The sequence below is a fragment of the Pseudoxanthomonas sp. USHLN014 genome (assembly GCF_037153335.1).
In the GTDB taxonomy this organism is placed as follows: Bacteria; Pseudomonadota; Gammaproteobacteria; order Xanthomonadales; family Xanthomonadaceae; genus Pseudoxanthomonas_A; species Pseudoxanthomonas_A winnipegensis.
Map to the genome: position 1 here is coordinate 846,738 of NZ_JBBCKO010000001.1, position 20,016 is coordinate 866,753.

Below are 20,016 nucleotides of genomic sequence, written 5' to 3' on the forward strand. Positions count from 1 at the left end.
TGCGCTCGCTCCTGCTCTTAGCCCAGCGCGTCCAGCGCCGCGGCCAGATCGTCGGCCAACGGGGCGTTGAGCAGGTACGGGGTGCGGCCGCCGTCGAGGGAGAACTCCAGCGAGGCGGCGTGCAGGAACAGGCGTTTGAGGCCGATCTGCTCGCGCAGGCGCTTGTTCGCCTCCGGATTGCCGTACTTGTCGTCACCGGCGACCGGGTGGCCGATGTGCTGGGCGTGGACGCGGATCTGGTGGGTGCGGCCGGTCTCGATCAGGACTTCGCAGTAGGACTGGCCGCCGCGGCGCTCGAGCACCTTGAAGTGGCTGACGCTGGGCTTGCCGCCGTCGTTGACCTGAACGTGGCGCTCGCCGCCCTGGCGCAGGCCGACCAGCAGCGGCGCGTCGACGGTCATGGTGCCGTCGGGCAGGCGCCCGGTCAGCAGGGTCAGGTAGCGCTTGCGGATGCCCTTGGCCGGGCCGGCGTCCTCGCGCAGCAGCGCCTGCAGCTCGGTCAGGGCGGAGCGCTTCTTGGCCAGCACCAGCAGGCCGGAGGTATCGCGGTCCAGGCGGTGGACCAGCTCCAGCGGCTGGTTGGGGCGCAGGGCGCGCATGGTCTCGATGGCGCCATGGCTGATGCCGCTGCCGCCGTGGCTGGCCACCCCGGTGGGCTTGTTGATGACCAGCAGGCGGGCGTCCTCGAACACGATCGCCGCCTCCATCCGCGCCAGGAAGCCGGCCGGCGGCGCCGATTTGGGCCCGGCCTCCTCCAGGCTGACCGGCGGCACCCGCACCTCGTCGCCGGCGGCGAGCTTGCGCTCGGCCTTGGCCCGGCCCCCGTTCACGCGGACCTGGCCGCTGCGCACGAGCTTGTAGACTAGGCTGCGCGGGGCGCCCTTGAGCTGGCCGAGCAGGAAATTATCCAGCCGCTGGCCATCGCGGTCGGCGGGCACGACCACCGTGCGCACGGCGCTGCGGGCGGGCGGCGAGTCGGGGCGTGGCGGTACGGTCATTTCCGGCAGCTTCTCTGTTACACTCGGCGATGCGAGATAAGGGTTTGATTTCGCAGGAAAGTTCTACACGGGCCAGAAGCCCAGCTTCCCTCGCGAAAGCCCGGCACAGTGCGCGACCACCGCCCCCGGGGCGGCCATGTTAGCGGCTCGCCGGCAGGCCCCGACACCCGCCGGATGCGTCAGACATCCGAAGCTGAACACGTCCCGCGCGGTAACGGCCCTTCCCAGGCGGTCGCCGACGGTCCCGCAACACCGACACATGACAAAGCGCTCCCGCGGCCCGCCGTGGTGTCGAAGCGCTGGAAGCTCCAACCCGCCCCACCCGCGCAGCGCGCGAGGGGCGGCCGAACGTTCCAGAGGCAAAACGCCATGGCGCCCCGCGCGGTAGCAGCGCGAGGAACGCAACAATGAAACGTATGTTGATCAATGCCACGCAGGCGGAAGAACTGCGCGTGGCGATCGTGGACGGGCAGACGCTGTACGACATCGATATCGAGCAGCCCTCCAAGGAACAGAAGAAGTCCAACATCTACAAGGGCCGCATCACCCGGCTCGAACCCTCTCTGGAAGCGGCCTTCGTCGATTACGGCGCCGAGCGTCACGGCTTCCTGCCGCTGAAGGAAATCTCCCGCGACTACTTCCAGTCCGGGGTCGACCACCACAAGGCCGGCCTGCGCGAACTGCTGCGCGAGGGCCAGGAAGTGGTGGTCCAGGTCGACAAGGACGAGCGTGGCAACAAGGGCGCGGCCCTGACCACGTTCATCTCCCTGGCCGGCCGCTACATGGTGCTGATGCCCAACTCGCCCACCGCCGGCGGCGTCTCGCGCCGGATCGAGGGCGACGACCGCGCCGCGCTGAAGGCGGCCATGGACGCGCTGACCATCCCCGACGACATGGGCGTGATCATCCGCACCGCCGGCGTGGGCCGCGATGCCGAAGAGCTGCAGTGGGACCTGGATTACCTGCTGAGCGTGTGGAAGGCCGTGGCCGAGGCCGCGCTGGCCAAGCCGGCGCCGTTCCTGATCTATCAGGAGTCGCGCCTGATCGTGCGCGCCCTGCGCGACTACCTGCGCTCGGACGTGGGCGAGATCCTGGTCGACACCGCCGAGCTGTACGAGACGGCCAAGGAGTTCATGCAGCAGGTGATGCCGCACAACCTGCGCAAGCTCAAGCACTACACCGACGATATCCCGCTGTTCAATCGCTTCCAGATCGAGTCGCAGATCGAGGCCGCCTACGAGCGCAACGTGCGCCTGCCCTCGGGCGGTTCGATCGTGGTCGACCAGACCGAGGCGCTGACCGCTATCGACGTCAACTCGGCGCGCGCCACCAAGGGCGGCGACATCGAGGAGACCGCGTTCCACACCAACTGCGAAGCGGCCGAGGAAGTGGCCCGCCAGCTGCGCCTGCGCGACCTGGGCGGCCTGGTGGTGATCGACTTCATCGACATGTCCTCCTCCAAGCACCAGCGCGAGGTCGAGAACCGCCTGCAGAACGCGCTCAAGTACGACCGCGCCCGCGTCCAGCTGGGCCGCATCTCGCGCTTCGGCCTCATGGAAATGAGCCGCCAGCGCCTGCGCCCGAGCCTGGGCGAATCCAGCCAGATCGTGTGTCCGCGCTGCGACGGCCATGGCCGCATGCGCAGCGTCGAGTCGCTGTCGCTGTCGATCATCCGCGTGGCCGAAGAGCACGCCATGAAGGACAACACCGGGCAGGTCCTGGTGCAGGCGCCGCTAGAGATCGCCAACTACCTGCTCAACGAGAAGCGCAACGCGCTGCGCGAGATCGAACAGCGCCACGATGCGCCGATCATCATCGTCGCCGACGAGCAGCTGCATACCCCGCACTACGAGGTCACCCGCCTGCGCGAGAACGAGCTGGGCGAAGAGTCGAGCAAGCCCAGCTACCAGCGGGGTACCCCGCGCAAGCTGCCGGTGCATGCGCTGACCAAGGCCCAGCTCAACATCCCCGCCGCCCCGGCGGTGACCACGGTCAAGCACGCCCAGCCCGCGCCGATCCGCCAGGAGCGCGAGGCGCCGGCTCCGGTCGAACCGGCCCCCGCGCCGGTCGCCCCGGCGCCGCAGCCGGTCGCCGCCGCCACCGGCGGCGTGGTCGGCTGGCTCAAGCGCGTGTTCGGCGCCGCCAGCGCCCCGGCGCCGGTCGCCGCGCAGCCGCAGCCTGCGCGCGAGGCGCGTCCGGCCCGCAACGAGCGCGGCAACACCGGTCAGCAGCGCCGCAACGACAATGAAGGCAACCGCGGCCAGGGCGGCAACAACGCCCGCGGCGGCCAGCAGAACGGCAATGGCCAGGCGCGTCGCGACAAGCGCGAGGCGCGCGGCAATCGGGACGGCGGCCAGGCGCAGACCGGCAACGGTCAGGCGCCGCGCAACAAGGGCGAGGGTCAGCATAACAAGCAGCCCCAGCAGCAGCCCAAGGCCGCGCAGAACCAGAACCCGCCCAAGCAGCCCAAGCCCCAGCAGGACAAGCCGCAGCAGGACGCCCCGGCGCAGCAGGCCCAGCCCGCGCAGCCGCGTGCGCCCAGGCCGCCGCGCGAGCCGGCCAAGCCGGTCGAAGCCACGCCTGAGCTGCTGGCCGCCACGGCCGTGACCGCCGGCCTGAACGCCGAGGCGCCCCAGCCCGTGCCGGCAGCGACGACCGAACCGGTCGCCGAAGCGCCCAAGCCCGCGCCGGCCGCACCGCTGGCCGTCGATGCCGATGGCGAGACCGAGGACAACGCGCGCGACGAGCAGGACGAACTGAACGCCGACGGCGCCGAGTCCGGCGACGACAACGGCACGCCGCGCCGTCGTCGCGGCCGTCGCGGTGGCCGCCGCCGTCGTCGTGGCAATGGCGAGCAGGCCGCTGGCGATGCGTTCGAGCAGGATGCCGCCGGCGAGGAAGAGCCGGTGGTCGTGCCGTCGTCCTCGCAGCCGGAGTTCGACTTCGACGACGCCGAGACGCCCGCCCCGGCCGTGCCGGCGGCCAAGCCGCGCGTGCGCACCGAGGCCGCCACCGCCGCGGTCGCCGCGGCCAGCGCCACTGCCGTGGTCGCTGCCGTCGCCCCGGACAGCAAGCCGTCAGCGCCCGCCGAGGAGCCGCAGGCCGCGCCGTCGTTCGATGCGCCGGCGCCGACCCACGAGGTCGCCGCCCCGGTCGTCGAAACGGCAACGCCTGCTCCGGCGACCGAGCCGGTGACCGCTGAGGCGGCTCCCGCAGGTCCCGAAGTGCACGTCAGCGTCGAAGTGCAGCCCGAGCCGTCTCCGGTCGTGGCCGAGATCGCGCCCGAGCAGCTTCCGGTGACGACCGCCGCCCCGACCGCCGACGCATCGACGGAGGCGCCGGCTGAGGTACAGGCCCCCGTGGCCAGCACCGCGCCCGAAGCCGAGCTGCCCGTCCAGGCCGAAGTGACTCCGCCCGCCGAGGAAGTTCCGGCAACGGCGCAGGCCACCGAGGATGAGATGCCGGCTGACGCCCCGGCGGCGCCCAAGCCCGCGGCGGCCTCGGGCTCGCTGTTCTTCGCCGCCGACGCGCAGACCCCGCGCTCGGTGACGCGCCACCTGTTCGAGCCGGCGCCCGCCCCGCGCGTGTCCGACGAACAGACGCCCGCGCAGAACGACAGCCACGGCGGCACGACCGACAGCGAGCGCAGCGCCTGAGCCAGCGACGCAGGCTGGGCCCGGCTTCATCGCCAGGCCCGGCATCGGGATGAAACGGAACGGGCGCCCTCAGGCGCCCGTTTCGCTTTGCGTGGCCTTCTGAGTGACTCTTTGCCTTTACGTTCTCGCGTCCCTACGAAGGGACGACCAGCCCGTATGAAGCAACCGACAGTCCGTACGACTGAACCATGTGAGTCCATTATTCCCGCGAACGCGGGGAGTACTTCCTGGCAGACGCATGTCTGACCATCCATTGCCTGTTGCACTCCAGAGCGAAAGTCCCTGGGTTCCCGCGTTCGCGGGAACGACGGTAGAGGTTTCGCTGCGGCGGGACCCAGACGCCCGTATCGCCTGGCTCGGGCTTTAAGTGACCTTTTGCGTGTCCCTGCGAAGGGACGAACAGTCCGCGCGAACGGACCAACAACCCGTCATTCCCGCGAAAGCGGGAATCAGGGACTTTGGGGCTTGTGTGCGAACGTCCATGGATTCCCGCTTTCGCGGGAATGACGAGCGCCGATTGATCGGATCAGGGGGACACTTCGCGAGCGCGCTCTGCCAGCGCCCTACCCCAGCCTGAGCGGCGTACGCACAGCAATGAAAGGCCGGCAGCACACCGGCATCTGCCGCGCTCGCACGTGTCGCCCTTGCACAATCAAAGACTCTTCGACGGATCGATCAGCCCGTACTGCGCCGCCAGGCGCGCCAGCGCCATCGTGTCCTGCACCTGCACCTTTTCCAGCAGGCGCGTCTTGTGCGTGCTGACGGTCTTGGGGCTGAGGTTGAGGCGCTTGGCGATCTCGCTCTGGCGCAGGCCCTGCACCAGCATCATCACCACCTCCAGCTCGCGCGCGCTCAGATCGTCGAACGGCGAGGCCTCCTCGCTCATGCTCGACAGCGCCAGGTTCTGCGCCACGTTGCTGCCCAGGTAGCGCTTGCCGCGCGAGACATCGCGCACCGCGCGCAGCAGCTCGGCCGCATCGCCGCCCTTGCCGACATAGCCTGAGGCACCGGCCTCGAGCAGCCGCTTGGGCAGCGGGCCATCCTCGAGCACCGAGACGATGATCACGCGGCTGCCGTAGTCGCCGCGCACGATGCGTTCGGTCACGTCGAAGCCGCTTAGCCCGGGCAGGTGCAGATCGCACAACACCACATCGGGCTTGAGCTTGCGGATGGCCGGCAGCGCTTCCTCGCCGCTCTCGGCCTCGCCGACCACCTCGATATCCACCTGGCCGGCGAGGATCAGCTTCAAGCCAGTCCGCACCAGCGCATGATCGTCCACCAGAAATACGCGGATCGTCATCCTTGCCATCCCCTTGTAGGCATATGCCGCTCCCGTGGTCAGCCTACTCGCGGCGGGTGAAACTGGGCAAGGGCGCGGGCTTGTTGCGGTGGCGAAGTGCGCGGGGTGTCACCGGCCCCGGGCGCGCCGGGGAGTTGGATCAACAGGTGTCGTTGCCCGGATGGGAACGACCCCAGCGGCGGGAGCGTCCAGAGATTCCCGCCTACCCGCAAACAAACCCACGTCATTCCCGCGAAGGCGGGAATCCATGGACGTGCGCGCGCAAGCCCCGAAGTCCCTGGATTCCCGCTTTCGCGGGAATGACGGTAGGAGGGTTTGCGGCGGCTTCAGGTGGAGGCTTTAAGTCCGGATGCCTGGAAGGCCATCGCGGCGCCACGCTTACTTGGTGGTGTAGCCGCCGTTGACCAGGATCGTCTGGCCGGTCATCCACCAGCCGTCGCTCACCAGGAAACGGATCCACGGCACGATGTCCTCGATGTCGGTCAGGCCGGTCTTGGACGAGGGCGACAGCGCGGCGGCGGTCTTGTGGTAGGCCACCGCATCGGCGCCTTCGGCGGGATAGAAGAACGGCGTGTCCATCGGGCCCGGGCCGATCGCGGTCACCGAGATGCCGCGGTCGCCCAGCTCCTTCGAGGCGGCGCGGGTGTAGTGCTCCACCGGGGCCTTGGTGCCGGCATAGCTGGAATAGAACGGCGTGTAGGCGCCCAGCAGCGAGGTCACCAGCGTGCAGATCTTGCCGTGGTCGCTCAGCGCCTTGCCGGCTTCCTTGATGAAGAAGAACGCCGACTTAGAGTTGACCGCGCTCATCTGGTCGAACTCGGCCTCGCTGATCTCGGTCATTGGCTTCTTCAGCACCTTGCCCACGGTGTTGACCGCGATGTCGATCGCGCCCATCGCGGCCTTGGCATCGGCGAACAGCTGCTCCATCGCCGCGGCGGTGGTGAGGTCGGCCTGGAAGGCGAAGGCTTTGGCGCCCGTCGCCTTGATCTCCGCCACGGTCTTGTCGGCGTCGGCCTTGGTGGAGGCGCTGTTGTAGTGGATCGCCACGGCCTTGGCCCCGTGCCTGGCCAGGTCGGTGGCGAGCAGGCCGCCGAGATTCTTGGCGCCACCGGCGATGAGGACGGTCTTGCCCTGGAGGGAATGGTCGGTCATTGGAAGATCCTTGGCTGTGGAAGACGGGAACCACGTCGGCCAGCTTCGGAAGAACGCGATACGAAGACCGCCTCCCCCGCTTGCGGGCGTGCCTCACACCATATAATCCAGGCCAAGAACATAAAGCCGGCATGTGTGACTTCACATGTCGTGGATCCTGACCAATCGAGGGACGCAGCGCCGTGGACCGGATCGACCTGTTCCGCATCTTCGTCCGGGTGGTGGAGGCGGCCAGCTTCACCCGCGCGGCCGACACGCTCGGCATGCCGCGCTCCTCGGTCTCGGCCGCCGTGGCCGAGTTGGAAGGGCGCATCGGCGTGCGCCTGCTGCACCGGACCACGCGCAAGGTCGCCCCGACCCAGGACGGTGCGGCCTTCTACGAGCGCTGCCTGCGGGTGATCGCCGACGTCGAGGAGACCGAGGCGCTGTTCCGCCAGGGCAAGACCAAGCCTTCGGGCAAGCTGCGCGTGGACGTGCCCGGGCGCATCGGGCGGCTGATCATCGCCCCGGCGCTGGGCGGCTTCCTCGACGAATACCCGGAGATCGACATCAGCCTGGGCGTCACCGACCGCGCGGTCGACCTGGTCGAGGAGCGGGTGGACTGCGTGGTCCGGGTCGGGCCGCTGAGCGATTCGGGGCTGATCGCCCGCACGCTCGGCACGCTGCCGCTGATCAATGTCGCCAGCCCCGCCTATCTGGCCCGGCACGGCACGCCGCACGCGCCCGAAGACCTAGCCAGCCACTGGGCGATCCACTACGCCTCGCCGTCCAGCGCCCGGGTCGAACCCTGGGAATGGATGGAAGGCGACACGCCGAAGACCTTGCACGTGCCCGGCCGGGTCACGGTCAACAACGCCGAGGCCTGCATCGCCTGCTGCCTGGCCGGCCTGGGGCTGATCCAGATCCCGGCTTACGACGTGCGCGACGCGCTGCACGCCGGCACGCTGGTGGAGGTGATGCCCGGGCATCGCGCCGCGCCGCTGCCGATGACCCTGCTGTATCCGCATCGCCAGCACCTGTCGCGGCGGGTGCAGGTGTTCGCCGATTGGGTCGAGCGGCTGCTCAAGGAAGCGATCGCACCATGAAGCGCTGCGCGCCTGCCTGCGGGTTCAACGAGCGGCTGGCTATCCTGACCGCGCCGCCCTGCTCGCATGCCCGCGCCCGATCGATGCACCGAAGCCCATGACCACCCCGCGCCGCTACAAGCCGTCCAAACGCCGCGAAGCGACCTCCGAACAGCGGCGCCAGCGCATCAAGCAGGCCGCGTGGTCGGTGTTCGCCCAGCAAGGGCTGGATGCGGCGACGATCTCGGGCATCGTCGCCGCCAGCGGCGCGTCGACCGGCAGCTTCTACAACGACTACCGCACCAAGCAGGCGGTGTTCGACGAACTGCTTGCCGATCTGCTGGCGCAGGTGCGCGCGGTCACCGCGCAGGCGCGCGCCCGCGCCGACGACCTGGAGACCATGCTGCAGCTGTCCTACCGCGACCTGCTGGTGCTGATCCTGGGGATCGAGGCGGCCCTGCCCTTCATCGCGCGCAACCAGCATCACATCCGCACCCGGCTGTACGACCTGGACGGCATCGATTCGCTGCTCGGCGATATCCGGCGCGACGTGGTGCGCGGCATGCCGGGGCTGGCGCTGGCGCCGTGGCAGGTCTCGCTGGTCGCCAGCCTGATCGTGTCCAACGGCATCGAGACACTGCTGCTGCTCGAGGGCCGCGAGCGCATCGACATCGACGAGGTGGCCGGGTTGATGACGCGGCTGGTGATCGGCGGCATCGGCAGTCTGGCTGCAGCGCAACAAATTTGACGACTTCCTCAAGTATGTCCATGCTCCGCGCCGGGAGGATCACACCATGCGCGAAGCGGACTACGTCATCGTCGGGGCGGGACCGGCCGGCTGCGCCCTGGCTGCGCGCCTGGCGGCCGCGGCGGAAAAGCCCAGCGTCGCGCTGATCGAAGCCGGTCCGCCCGGCCCGTCCCTGCTCTCGCGCATCCCGGCCGGCATCGCCGCGCTGGTGCCGTTCAAGTCGGCGCGCAACTACGCCTTCCAGACCGTGCCCCAGGCCGGGCTGGGCGGGCGCCGCGGCTACGTGCCGCGCGGGCGCGGGGTGGGCGGTTCGAGCCTGATCAACGCGATGATCTACATGCGCGGCCAGCCGCAGGACTACGACGGCTGGGCCGCCGCCGGCTGCCCGGGCTGGGGCTGGCAGGACGTGCTGCCGCTGTTCCGGCGATCGGAGGCCAACCAGCGCGGCGCCGATGCGCTGCATGGCGACCGCGGGCCGCTGGTGGTGTCCGACCTGGCCTCGCCCAGCCCGGTCTCGCAGGCCTTCATCGAGGCGGCGCTGCAGTCGGGCTATGCGGCCAACCCGGATTTCAACGGCCCCAGCCAGGAAGGCATCGGCCTGTACCAGGTCTTCCAGCGCAACGGCGCGCGGCTGGACGCCGGCTCGGCCTACCTGGCCGACGCCGCACGCTGGCCGCATCTGCGCATCCTCAGCGACACCCGCGCCGAGCGCGTCGTCTGCGAAGGCCGCCGCGCCACGGGCGTGGAGGTGGTCACCCGGGACGGGCGCGAGACGATCCGCGCCCACCGCGAGGTGATCCTCTCGGCCGGGGCGATCGGCTCGCCGCAGCTGCTGATGCTCTCCGGCATCGGACCGGGCGCGCACCTGGCCGAACACGGCATCGGTGTGGTCCACGACGCGCCCGGCGTCGGCGCCAATCTGCAGGATCACCTGGACTATGTGGGCCTCAAACGCATGAAGGGCCCGGGCCTGCTCGGCTTCGGCCCGGACACGCTGCTGCGCGGCGCGGCGGCATTCCCGGCGTGGCGGCGCGGCCACGGCATGCTCACCAGCAATCTGGCCGAGGCCGGCGGTTTCGTCCGCAGCGCGCCGGAAGTGGACCGCCCCGATCTGCAGTTCCACTTCTGCGCGGCGCTGGTCGACGACCACGCGCGGCATACGCATCTGGTGCGCGGCGTGACCCTGCACGTGTGCGCGCTGCGCCCGCAGAGCCGCGGCTGGATCCGCCTGGCCTCGCCCGACCCGGCGCAGGCGCCGCTGATCGATCCGAACTTCCTCTCCGCGCCGGACGATGTGGCGCTGACGCTCAAGGGCGCACGCGCCGTGCACCGCATCCTCGATGCCGCGCCGCTGGCGCGCTACGGCGGCAAGCTGCTCTACGCCAGCCCGCGCCCGGACGATGCGGAACTGCTGCGCCTGATCCGCGATCACGCCGACACCATCTACCATCCGGTCGGCACCTGCCGCATGGGCCGCGGCGTCGGCGCGGTGGTCGCCCCGGACCTGAGCGTGTATGGCCTGCAGGGCCTGCGCGTGGCGGACGCCTCGATCATGCCGACGCTGATCAGCGGCAATACCCAGGCGCCGTCGGCCATGATCGGCGAGAAGGCCGCCGATCTCATCCTCGGCAGGAGCGCCGCATGAACCACGATGACCTGCAGACGCTGTTCGCGCCATTGCACCGGGCCTCGCGCGCCACGCCCGCGGCGGATGCGCACATGCGGCGCGCATGGCTGGAAACGCTGGCACGGCTGGTGCGCGAGAACGTCGAGCAGATCGTGCAGGCCATCGACGCGGATTTCGGCGGACGCTCGCACGACGAGACGCGCATGCTGGAAGTGCTGCCGGCGCTGCGCGGCATCCGCCACGCCCAGCGCCATGTGCAGCGCTGGATGCGCCAGGTGCGCCGGCCGGTGGACGTGGTGTTCCAGCCCGCCAGCGCCTGGCTGCGCTACGAGCCGCTGGGCGTGATCGGCATCATCGCGCCCTGGAACTATCCGCTGCTGCTGTCGATCGGCCCGCTGACCGATGCGCTGGCCGCCGGCAACCGGGCGATGCTCAAGCCGTCCGAGCTGACCCCGCGATTTTCAGAACTGCTGGCGCAGCTGGTCGCGCGCTACTTCGCGCCCGACCTGGTGACCGTGGCGACCGGCGGCGTGGACACGGCCAGGGCGTTCTCGTCCCTGCCCTTCGACCATCTGCTGTTCACCGGCTCGACCGCGGTCGGGCGCGAGGTGATGCGCGCCGCCGCCGACCATCTCACCCCGGTGACGCTGGAGCTGGGCGGCAAGTCGCCGGCCTTCGTCGCGGCGGACTATCCGCTGGCCAAGGCCGCCGATGCGATCGCCTTCGGCAAGTTCCTCAACGCCGGGCAGACCTGCATCGCGCCGGACTACGTGCTGGTGCCGCGCGCCAAGCTGGACGACTTCGCCGCCGCCGTGCTGGACGCCGCGCGGCGGCGCTATCCGACGGTGGCGGGCAATGCGGATTATTCGGCGGTGATCACGCCACGCCATCGGCAGCGGCTGGCATCGGCGCTGGACCAGGCGCGCGCGGCCGGCGCGCGCGTGCAGGCGCTCGATGCGGGCGGCGCGACGGAGAAGATCGCCCCCACGCTGGTGCTCGACCCGCCGCTGGACAGCCTGCTGATGCGCGAGGAGATCTTCGGCCCGGTCCTGCCGCTGATCGGCTACGACCATCTGGACGAGGCCATCGCCTTCGCCGCCGCGCGCGAGCGCCCGCTGGCGCTGTACTGCTTCAGCGGCGAGCGCGCCGTACAGCGACGCGTGCTGGACGGCATGACCTCCGGCGGCGTCACGCTCAACGGCACGCTGCTGCATATCGCCCAGGACAGCCTGCCCTTCGGCGGCATCGGCCCCAGTGGCATGGGCGCCTATCACGGGCAGGAAGGCTTCAAGCGCTTCAGCCATGCGCGCGCGGTGTTCAAGGTCGGGCCGGTCAATGTGTTCCAGCGGATCGGTCCGCCGTGGACGGGGCTGGCGCGGCGCGTGTTCGGCTGGCTGGCGCGCTAGGGCGGCGCGATCCGGTTCGTGCAAAGAAGAAGGAAGCAAGGTGCCACCTTGCTTCCTTGAATGATCCGATCAGCGCACTACCGCAGCTCGCGTGCGGTGCTTGCCGGACAGTTTGCAGACGCACCGCTCGCGAGCGACGCGTCCTGCCCCCCCTGCTACGGCGTCATCACGACCTTGCGGCAGTCTTCCCGCTTCTCATCGAAGATCTTGTAGCCCTGCGCCGCATCGGCCAGCTTCATGCGATGGGAAATGATGATGTCCGGGTCCAGATCGCCATCCTCGATGAAGCCCAGCAGCTCCGGCAGATACTTGTGCACATGGGTCTGGCCCATGGCGAAGGAGAGCCCCTTGTCGAAGGCGTCGCCGATCAGGAAGCCATGGATGAAGCCCGCATAGACGCCGGGCACGCTCACCACACCGCCGCGCTGCGTGGCCGAGATGCACTGACGGATCACTTCGCCGGAGCTGGTCTCGATCTTCAGCGTGCTCAGCACGGTCTCGGTGGTGCTGCCCTTGGCCTCGAAGCCCACCGCATCGATGGATGCGGAGACGCCTCTTCCGTTGGTCGCCTCCAGGATCCGCTCCGACGCGTCGCCCTCGCTGAAATCGATCGGGATCACGCCATAGGCGCTCACCGCGAAGTTCAGCCGGCACTGCTCCGAATCCACCATGAAGATCCGCTCGGCGCCCAGCATGCGCGCGCACGCCGCGGCCATCAGGCCCACGGGGCCCGCGCCGAAGATGGCGACCGTGGAGCCCGGTTCGACCCTGGCGTTGAGCACCGCCTGATAGCCGGTCGGCAGGATGTCGGACAGGAACAGCACCTTCTCATCGGCCAGACTGCCGGGCACCGCGAACGGCCCCACGTTCGCCTTCGGCACGCGCACATATTCGGCCTGCCCACCCGGAACGCCGCCATACAGATGCGAGTAGCCGAACAGGGCCGCCGGCGGCGTCATCTTCGAGCGCTTGCGCACGCTGGCGCCCTCGTCGGTGTTGGTCGTCTCGCAGGCGGCGAACAGTTCGTTCTCGCAGAAGAAGCACTTGCCGCAGGCGATCACGAACGGGATGACCACCCGATCTCCCACGCTCACCTCGGTCACCGCCGAGCCCGCGTCTTCCACCACACCCATGAACTCGTGGCCGAAGATGTCGCCGTGTCGGGTCTCCGGGATCTTGCCGTGGAACAGATGCAGGTCCGATCCGCAGATCGCGGTCGCCGTCACACGCAGGAGGATGTCGTCGGCCTCCACCAGCTGCGGATCGGGAACGGTCTCGACGCGCACGTCCTTGGAACCATGGTAGGTCAACGCTTTCATCTTCGGATCTCCGGTGAGTCAGGCCTTCCACCCTCCTCGCCGTGCCGTTAGCGCAGTAGCACCGCAGGCACGCTCCAGCGTCAATCTTTGTTAACGCCAAGCCGTGCGGTCTGTCATGCCGACGCGTTCGTTGCAGTGCGCTGCGTGGCCCGTTCGCAGCGCCGGCAGGCGCAACTCACCCGCCTGCCTTGCCGCAATCGGCCAGATCCGTCCAGCCGAACAGGCGCACGGCGTTGTTGAAGAGGATGTCGCGGCGTTGCGCCTCGGAGAGGTAAGGCGCCGTGCGGAACCGCGCGATCGCCTGCGCCGTGGCCTCGGGCCACACCATCTGGTCCGAGCCGAACAGGATGCGCTTGCCGAAGCCGTAGATCATGAGCTGCTGCAGATAATGATCCATAAAAGGACGCGGCTCGGCCCAGTCGATCGCGCCCAGGTCGACGTAGACCTGCGGATAGGCATGCAGCAGCGCCACCGTGTCGTCGAGAAAGGGCCAGCCGGCATGCATGATGATCAGTTTCATGCGCGGGTGACGCACCAGCACCTCCTCGAACGAGGACGGGTTGCCCAGGCGCTCGCGGTGCAGCGGCTGGCCGCGGTAGACGATGCCCGCCGGCCCGGCGCCCGAGTGCACCGCGATCGGGACGTCCAGCGCCTCAGCCAGCGCCCACAGCGGCTCAAGACGCGGATCGTCATGGGCGATGCCGTGGTACTGGTATTCGACCTCGCCGATCATCGCCAGCTTGCCCGCCGCATGCCGCGCCCGGATCTGGTCGAGCATGGCGGCGTCGGGGATGTCGTCGATCTCGAACCCGCCGCGCAGGCGCGCCGGATCGAGGGCGATGATGCGATCGTCCGTCGCCGTGCTGGCGCCGCCCACGATCGCCCGCACCACGCCGGCCTCGCGCAGGGCCGTGGCGGTGGCCCGGGCGTGGTCCGCACCGTTGAACACCCGCATGGGCTGGCCATCGCCTAGGTTGGGCACGCGCGCCTCGAAGCGCCCATCGCGCTCGTAGCTGTGGATGTGGATGTCGATGACCGGCTCGACGCCGGCCACGCACGTGGGCGCGGACGACAGCGCGAGCGCAAGCAGCAAAGGGACCATGGTGCCTCCGTGTGGTGTGGGATACCGCTTGAAAACGCATCCTGGAGCGCCGAGGATCCGGCGTGTTGCGAATTCGTGCCCTCCTGGCCCGCCAAGGGACCGCCATGACGTCCGACCCGCCCGTGACGCTGCTGCGCAAGCTCCCCGACGACCGCCCCGACCTGCTGTGCGCACGCGGCCAGTGGTCGTCCTGTGCCATGGAGCACTCGCTGATCCCCGCGATCGAGCTGGAGGAACCGGGCTGGGCCTTCCATCACCTCGCCCTGCCGCTGGGCCCGACGCGGCCGCGCGTGGTCCTGAAGGTGGACAGCGGCCATGAACACGGGCGCGCCCCGCCCGAGACGCTGACCATGATCCAGGCCGGCGTGACCGGATCGGCGCGCTGGGATGCGCCGATGGAATCGGCCTGTCTCTACTTCACCGACGGGGCCATGGCCGGCGCGCTGGGCGTGGCGCCCGAAGGGGTCCGCCAGGCGATCCGCAGCCGCTTGCACTATCGCGCGCCCGGCATGGCGCGGCTGCTGCGCGCCCTGCTGGCCGACGCCTCGGCCGGCCAGCCGCACGGCACGCTGATCGGCGATGCCATCTTCCTCGCCGTGGCCGCCCAGTTGGTGCCCCGGGCCGCGCGCCCCGCGCACGCCAGCCGTGGCGGCGAGCCCTGGCGCGTGCGCACGGCCCTAGCCTTCATCCACGCGCACCTGGGCGAGGAACTGGACATCGCGCAGATCGCCGATGCGGCCGCGACCAGCCCCTACTACCTCAACCGCGCCTTCCGCGCCGCGCTCGGCTGCTCGATCTGGCAGTACGTGCTGCGCGCGCGGGCGCAATGCGCGCTTGCCCTGCTGCACGACAGCGACGCGACGCTGGTGCAAGTGGCGGACGCGGCAGGCTTCAGCAGCTATGCCGGCTTCATCGACGCGATCAAGCGCGTCTGCGGCAGGACCCCGGCCCAGGTTCGCCAGGCGATCGGCCCATCGCGCGGAACCGAGGCCCTTTCCTGAAAGCCAGGCGGCATGCGGGCTGACACAGCCCGGCAAACCGTGCTGACCCCGCGTACACGACGCCGCCGATAGGGTCGATGCGCCCGACCACCCAAGGAACCGATATGCGCCTCGTTCGCTCGTCCGTGTTCATGGCCGCCGCGTGTCTCGCGCTGGCCGCCTGCGCCCCCCACCCCCGCCCTGACGGCCCGCCGCCGCCCCCGCCGCATGCCCACGGCGACCGGCAGCCGCCTCCGCCGCCGCCCGAGATGGCACCGCCGCCGCCGGAGGCGCCAACGCCGCCGACGCAGACTCCGTAACGCTGCGGACCGGCCCGCCGCGCACCGCGCGCGGCGGGTCGGATCAGGCTCGCAAGTCCGCTTATGCGAGGACAAAGCCCTTGGCCGCCAAGGGCTTTTTTGTTTCTGCGGCCGCGTCCCGACCTATCGAGCGCGTGCCTTCGCATCGCGATGGAAGCGGCTTCGATAGGTGGCCGGCGGCAGGCCGGTGGCGACACGGAAGTGCTGGCGGAAATTGGTGGCCGTCCCGAAACCGGCGCGCATGGCGATCTCTTCGACCGACAGGCTCGTCTCCTCCAGCAGATCGCGGGCGTAGTGCACGCGCTGCCGCTGGAGCCATTCTCCCGGGGCAAGTCCGGTCGCCTCACGCAGATGGCGTTGCAGGGTGCGGCTGCTGACGAGCGCTTCGGCGGCCATGCGTTCGACCGTCCATTTCTCGTCGAGCCGGCGCTGGATCGTTTCGAGCAGCTCGGACAGCCTTGCGCCTGAGGGCGGCGGAAGCGGCCGCTCGATGAATTGCGCCTGGCCACCGTCCCTGTGCGCGGCGACGACCAGGCGGCGCGCGACGCTGTTGGCGGCCTTGGCGCCAAAATCCTTGCGCACGATGTGGATGCACAGGTCCAGGCCGGCGGCGCTTCCGGCCGAGGTGAGGATGTCGCCCTCATCGACGTAAAGCGCATCCGGCTCGACCACGATGTCCGGATAGCGCGATGCCAGCGTAGTGAGGTGATGCCAATGCGTCGTCGCCCGCCTGCCCGCGAGCAGGCCGGCCTGCGCCAGCACGAAGGCCGCGCCGCAGATCGAGACGATCCGGGTACCCGCCGCGCTCGCCCGGCGCAGCCCCTCCAGAAACGCGGGAGGCGCGGCCGCATCCGCACCTCGCCAACCCGGGATCACGATCGTATCGGCGGCCTCGAGCAGTTCCAGTCCACCGTCCGCCTCGAGCCGCAGGCCACCCGCGCCGCGGATCGGCGACGGCTCGACCGCCGCGGTGCGGCAGCGATACCAGCCCGCCCCCATCTCCGGGCGCGACAGACCGAACACCTCGAAGGCGCAGCCGAACTCGAACGTGCACAGCGCGTCGTAGACAGAGATGACGACAAGCGGCCCGGCGTCGTTTGGCATGATCCTTACGATAGTGGCGAATCCGGCCACTTACAACGCGGCTGCCCGCTCGCTACCTTGCTGATCGAAGAGGTCACACCCCACGACGCCAACCTGGAAAAGGAACACGCCCCATGCAGCTGATCGGATTGCTGGATTCTCCCTACGTGCGCCGCGTTGCGATCTCCTTCTCCCTCCAGGGACTGCGTTTCGACCATCAGCCGCTGTCGGTGTTCTCGACCTTCGATGCCTTTGCCGCGATCAATCCGATCGTGAAGGCGCCGACGCTGGTCACCGACGACGGAACCGTCCTGATCGACTCCGGCCTGATCCTCGATCTCGGCGAGCGGCTGGCAGCCCCCGATCTGCGGCTCATCCCGAGCGGAATGGATGCCTACGTCCGCTCGCAGCGCGTCATCGGCCTGGCGCTCGCGGCCTGCGAGAAAACCGTGCAGATCGTCTACGAGCGCAACCTGCGTCCGGCCGAGAAGCAGCATCAACCGTGGGTCGATCGCGTCCAGGGTCAGCTGGTGGCCGCCTATCGCCTGCTCGAAGCCGAAGTGGATCGCGCCGATCCCTGGCTGTTCGCTGGCCGGCCGCTCCAGGCGGATGTCACCAGCGCCGTCGCCTTCCGCTTCTCGCGCGAGATGCTGCCCGAGGTCATCGACGCGGAGGCCTATCCCGCGCTCTCGCGTCTTTCCGCCCACGCGGAGGCCACCGAGGCCTTCACCGCGTTTCCTTATGCGTGACGGCGTGGAGCGCGCGGATGAGCGATACGCTTGAACTGCACTACTGGCCGACGCCCAACGGCTGGAAGATCACCCTCATGCTGGAGGAGCTTGGCGTCCCCTATTGGGTGAACTTCGTCGACATCACCAAGGGCGAGCAGTTCGCGCCGGCGTTCCTGCGGATCTCGCCCAACAACCGCATTCCGGCGCTGGTCGATCCCCAAGGGCCGGACGGCGCACCGCTCTCGATCTTCGAGTCCGGCGCCATCCTGCAGTACCTGGGCCGCAAGTTCCGACGCTTCTATCCAGATGACGAGCGGCAGCGTGTGGAGGTCGACCAGTGGCTGTTCTGGCAGGTCGGCGGCCTCGGCCCGATGGCCGGCCAGGCCCATCACTTCCGACAGTACGCACCCGAAGCCATCGATTACGCGATCGCACGCTACACCCGCGAGGTCGCACGGCTTTACGGCGTGCTCGAGCGCCGCCTGGCGGATCGCGACTACATCGCCGGCGAATACTCGATCGCCGACATGGCGTGCGTGGGCTGGATCGTGCCGCACGCCAGGCAGGGTCAGGAGCTCACACACTTCCCCCGCCTGAAAACCTGGTTCGACACCGTAATGGCAAGGCCGGCCGTGAAACGCGCCATGGCCGTCGGGCGCGCGGAGCGCGAACGGACCAATTTCGCCAACATTCCTGCTCGTTGAGGCACACAGCGACGTCGCGAAGGCCGGCGCATCAATACATTCAACGCCAGCCAGCCGCGGATTTACCGACGCCGCTCTCCTTCATTTCAGCCATGCACGGCTGCGCCAGCCCTGCCAGGAAGCGGACTTACTTACGAAAACCGGAGTCAGAGTGCAGCCCCCGCCCCCGGCCTTCGTTAGAACTGCACCCCGAGGAACTGCGCTCTGACCCCGCTTTTCTCGGCCCACGCCGCACGCCGACGTCGATCGATAGCCGTCCCCACTGCCGGCAGTGATGGTGCCGCCGCCGAAACCGCCGACCCCGCCGACACAGAATCCGTAATGATAGAGACCGGTAGAAATTCTTCAGCCTACAAAGCCCCGTAAAGTGACCGCGCCAGTTCCGCAGGATCAGTAAAGAAGAGAGGAGGGCATTCGCCCTCCTCTCTTCTTTGCATCACTTCTCCTTAAAGTGATGATTATTCAAACTTGGCGGAAATCTCTCTCCCTTCTGCACGTGCCGGTCATGAGAGCTGCCAGCGTATGCATTGTTAACATCACTGTATTGACCGTAGTTTCCAGTCTTCGGACACTCCTGACCGGACCAATACTTCCCTCCACTCATAACAAACTCCTTCTGTTAGGTGTTGGTACGAACCGTCAGAGACCATCTCTGACATAGATATGATATGCCAAATCAATCCCATTAACTTAGTTGCCCCGCCTATTCATCCTCGTGTGCTTTCAATGCCAACCGGGTGCACTTCTGCTTCACGGGACACGGCAACTAGCGAGAAGCGTCCCAAGATGAGCGGCGCCTCTACTTATACCGGTCGCGATATCTGGCGAACATCCTATCGATCTGACGACCATGTTTCGTATGGATGCCAGTGATAATTCTCATCTCCGACGGAGAAGGTCTTTCACTTCGAAGCGCGATCGGCGTAAACCCGGCCGTCAGTTGTGCTGCCCGAAATGGCCCATCCTCCCAATCTCGATTGTCAACTTTGATAGCAGCGGTTAGGAAAGGAAGATAGAGTCGGTACGCCGACACGGCTCCGAATCGCACCCTCACCGGCGACACAATCAATCTTCCAAGCGGAGGCAACACATGCCTGAGCACGATTTCCATGCCTTGTGGCGCCCCTACGTCTCCGTCGGCGATGTAGCGCCGCAACGGCTCAAGGTAAGGTCCAAGCTTAACTTGCTGGAAAATTTCGTGCTCACTAAGAGCGGCACGAAAGAACACGCTCAAAACCGACCGCTTTATTTCTTGTGCATCGTAATCTTTGAGCACAGTCCCCACTGCGCTGCCGTCACTGTCATTCAAAGTAGGCAGCTTTGGAAGGTTACGTACCAGTCGAATCAAAAATTCATCGTCTGCATGAAAGCTTTGCTCACATGGTGCGCAGACAATTCGAGACCACATCCCAACGGGCGATCTTTTTGCATAAGGCATCTTATCGCCGGCTATTGCGAACGGCTCATCGGCTGGACCTGTGTCTAGCATGAGAGCTTTCGGAATGATGTGACTCTCCACAAGGTGTGCGGTCTTGCCGCATAGCCCACACTCCCCGACGCTCATCGAGATCCCCCACCCAGTCCGAGATCGTTGGTGTTCTCGTTGGCAAGAATCAACAACAGCCCCCTGTCACCGATTCCATTGAGATATTGGCGGAGAGAGTGGGACTTCCTTGAGAAGTGCCCTACCCCCTTGGGCGGCTTGGGTTTCACCAGGGTTCTACCCCGAAATCACGGACGGTTGTAAAAGGGCTGAGAACTTCTGGTCTTGCCTGGCGACCCTTCGTCGCATCCTCGGGTTGTGGAACCGCTCGATGTATTCGAAC

Annotated in this window: 15 protein-coding genes; 8 read left to right on the top strand and 7 right to left on the bottom strand. The window is 68.2% G+C overall.

All coding sequences use genetic code 11. The features are described 5' to 3' along the window. Positions 1-17 precede the first annotated feature (17 nt). The gene (locus WFQ05_RS03910; protein WP_130532094.1) at positions 18-998 is read right to left on the bottom strand and encodes an RluA family pseudouridine synthase; all 981 of its coding nucleotides are present in this window, start codon (positions 996-998) and stop codon (positions 18-20) included. 416 nt (positions 999-1,414) lie between these two features. Between WFQ05_RS03910 and rne the strand changes: the two genes are divergently transcribed. Then, positions 1,415-4,654 (top strand): ribonuclease E, encoded by a 3,240-nt coding sequence (rne, locus tag WFQ05_RS03915; protein ID WP_337052756.1) that lies wholly within the window; start codon positions 1,415-1,417, stop codon positions 4,652-4,654. Positions 4,655-5,306: 652 nt separating this feature from the next. Here the strand turns inward: rne and WFQ05_RS03920 are convergent. Both WFQ05_RS03920 and WFQ05_RS03925 read right to left on the bottom strand, forming a co-directional pair. Next, positions 5,307-5,954, bottom strand: coding sequence for a response regulator (locus WFQ05_RS03920; RefSeq protein ID WP_130522720.1), 648 nt, complete (start codon positions 5,952-5,954; stop codon positions 5,307-5,309). 378 nt (positions 5,955-6,332) lie between these two features. Beyond that, the gene (locus tag WFQ05_RS03925) at positions 6,333-7,106 is read right to left on the bottom strand and encodes an SDR family oxidoreductase (RefSeq protein WP_337052711.1); all 774 of its coding nucleotides are present in this window, start codon (positions 7,104-7,106) and stop codon (positions 6,333-6,335) included. Between the two features lie 182 nt (positions 7,107-7,288). Between WFQ05_RS03925 and WFQ05_RS03930 the strand changes: the two genes are divergently transcribed. From WFQ05_RS03930 to WFQ05_RS03945, 4 genes are all read left to right on the top strand, one after another. Further along, positions 7,289-8,191: a LysR family transcriptional regulator gene (locus WFQ05_RS03930; protein ID WP_337052712.1), complete on the top strand. Its 903-nt coding sequence runs from the start codon at positions 7,289-7,291 to the stop codon at positions 8,189-8,191. 97 nt (positions 8,192-8,288) lie between these two features. Continuing rightward, complete coding sequence (locus tag WFQ05_RS03935) at positions 8,289-8,918, top strand: helix-turn-helix domain-containing protein (protein WP_337052713.1); 630 nt, start codon at positions 8,289-8,291, stop codon at positions 8,916-8,918. 46 nt (positions 8,919-8,964) lie between these two features. Continuing rightward, entirely contained in the window at positions 8,965-10,563 is a 1,599-nt protein-coding gene (locus WFQ05_RS03940) for a GMC family oxidoreductase N-terminal domain-containing protein (RefSeq protein WP_337052715.1), read from the top strand. After that, a complete protein-coding gene (locus tag WFQ05_RS03945; RefSeq protein WP_337052716.1) occupies positions 10,560-11,951 on the top strand; it encodes a coniferyl aldehyde dehydrogenase in 1,392 nt (463 codons plus the stop codon). The genes WFQ05_RS03940 and WFQ05_RS03945 overlap by 4 nt, the downstream gene beginning before the upstream one ends. A 155-nt stretch (positions 11,952-12,106) precedes the next feature. Here WFQ05_RS03945 and WFQ05_RS03950 read toward each other — a convergent pair whose 3' ends face one another. Both WFQ05_RS03950 and WFQ05_RS03955 read right to left on the bottom strand, forming a co-directional pair. Then, positions 12,107-13,270, bottom strand: a complete 1,164-nt coding sequence (locus WFQ05_RS03950; protein WP_337052717.1) for a zinc-dependent alcohol dehydrogenase — start codon at positions 13,268-13,270, stop codon at positions 12,107-12,109. A 175-nt stretch (positions 13,271-13,445) separates the two neighbouring features. Further along, positions 13,446-14,372, bottom strand: coding sequence for an amidohydrolase family protein (locus tag WFQ05_RS03955; RefSeq protein WP_337052718.1), 927 nt, complete (start codon positions 14,370-14,372; stop codon positions 13,446-13,448). Positions 14,373-14,476: 104 nt separating this feature from the next. Here WFQ05_RS03955 and WFQ05_RS03960 point away from each other — a divergent pair, with 104 nt between their 5' ends. Further along, complete coding sequence (locus WFQ05_RS03960; RefSeq protein WP_337052719.1) at positions 14,477-15,373, top strand: AraC family transcriptional regulator; 897 nt, start codon at positions 14,477-14,479, stop codon at positions 15,371-15,373. A 422-nt stretch (positions 15,374-15,795) separates the two neighbouring features. Here WFQ05_RS03960 and ftrA read toward each other — a convergent pair whose 3' ends face one another. Further along, the gene (ftrA, locus tag WFQ05_RS03965) at positions 15,796-16,776 is read right to left on the bottom strand and encodes a transcriptional regulator FtrA (RefSeq protein WP_337052720.1); all 981 of its coding nucleotides are present in this window, start codon (positions 16,774-16,776) and stop codon (positions 15,796-15,798) included. Between the two features lie 113 nt (positions 16,777-16,889). Here ftrA and WFQ05_RS03970 point away from each other — a divergent pair, with 113 nt between their 5' ends. Together WFQ05_RS03970 and WFQ05_RS03975 are read left to right on the top strand one after the other, a co-directional pair. Next, a complete protein-coding gene (locus WFQ05_RS03970; protein WP_337052723.1) occupies positions 16,890-17,504 on the top strand; it encodes a glutathione S-transferase in 615 nt (204 codons plus the stop codon). Positions 17,505-17,521: 17 nt separating this feature from the next. Then, positions 17,522-18,190: a glutathione S-transferase N-terminal domain-containing protein gene (locus tag WFQ05_RS03975; RefSeq protein ID WP_337052725.1), complete on the top strand. Its 669-nt coding sequence runs from the start codon at positions 17,522-17,524 to the stop codon at positions 18,188-18,190. Positions 18,191-18,989: 799 nt separating this feature from the next. On the opposite strand, the gene WFQ05_RS03980 is transcribed toward WFQ05_RS03975, so the two are convergent. Then, a complete protein-coding gene (locus tag WFQ05_RS03980; protein WP_337052726.1) occupies positions 18,990-19,679 on the bottom strand; it encodes a hypothetical protein in 690 nt (229 codons plus the stop codon). Between the last annotated feature and the right edge of the window lie 337 nt (positions 19,680-20,016).

What these genes read in the sequence shown, in the direction of transcription:
- WFQ05_RS03910 (WP_130532094.1), bottom strand. Translation starts at nt 998, where the DNA reads ATGACCGTACCGCCACGCCCCGACTCGCCGCCCGCCCGCAGCGCCGTG.
- rne (WP_337052756.1), top strand. Translation starts at nt 1,415, where the DNA reads ATGTTGATCAATGCCACGCAGGCGGAAGAACTGCGCGTGGCGATCGTG.
- WFQ05_RS03920 (WP_130522720.1), bottom strand. Translation starts at nt 5,954, where the DNA reads ATGACGATCCGCGTATTTCTGGTGGACGATCATGCGCTGGTGCGGACT.
- WFQ05_RS03925 (WP_337052711.1), bottom strand. Translation starts at nt 7,106, where the DNA reads ATGACCGACCATTCCCTCCAGGGCAAGACCGTCCTCATCGCCGGTGGC.
- WFQ05_RS03935 (WP_337052713.1), top strand. Translation starts at nt 8,289, where the DNA reads ATGACCACCCCGCGCCGCTACAAGCCGTCCAAACGCCGCGAAGCGACC.
- WFQ05_RS03940 (WP_337052715.1), top strand. Translation starts at nt 8,965, where the DNA reads ATGCGCGAAGCGGACTACGTCATCGTCGGGGCGGGACCGGCCGGCTGC.
- WFQ05_RS03945 (WP_337052716.1), top strand. Translation starts at nt 10,560, where the DNA reads ATGAACCACGATGACCTGCAGACGCTGTTCGCGCCATTGCACCGGGCC.
- WFQ05_RS03950 (WP_337052717.1), bottom strand. Translation starts at nt 13,270, where the DNA reads ATGAAAGCGTTGACCTACCATGGTTCCAAGGACGTGCGCGTCGAGACC.
- WFQ05_RS03955 (WP_337052718.1), bottom strand. Translation starts at nt 14,372, where the DNA reads ATGGTCCCTTTGCTGCTTGCGCTCGCGCTGTCGTCCGCGCCCACGTGC.
- WFQ05_RS03960 (WP_337052719.1), top strand. Translation starts at nt 14,477, where the DNA reads ATGACGTCCGACCCGCCCGTGACGCTGCTGCGCAAGCTCCCCGACGAC.
- ftrA (WP_337052720.1), bottom strand. Translation starts at nt 16,776, where the DNA reads ATGCCAAACGACGCCGGGCCGCTTGTCGTCATCTCTGTCTACGACGCG.
- WFQ05_RS03970 (WP_337052723.1), top strand. Translation starts at nt 16,890, where the DNA reads ATGCAGCTGATCGGATTGCTGGATTCTCCCTACGTGCGCCGCGTTGCG.
- WFQ05_RS03975 (WP_337052725.1), top strand. Translation starts at nt 17,522, where the DNA reads ATGAGCGATACGCTTGAACTGCACTACTGGCCGACGCCCAACGGCTGG.
- WFQ05_RS03980 (WP_337052726.1), bottom strand. Translation starts at nt 19,679, where the DNA reads ATGCTAGACACAGGTCCAGCCGATGAGCCGTTCGCAATAGCCGGCGAT.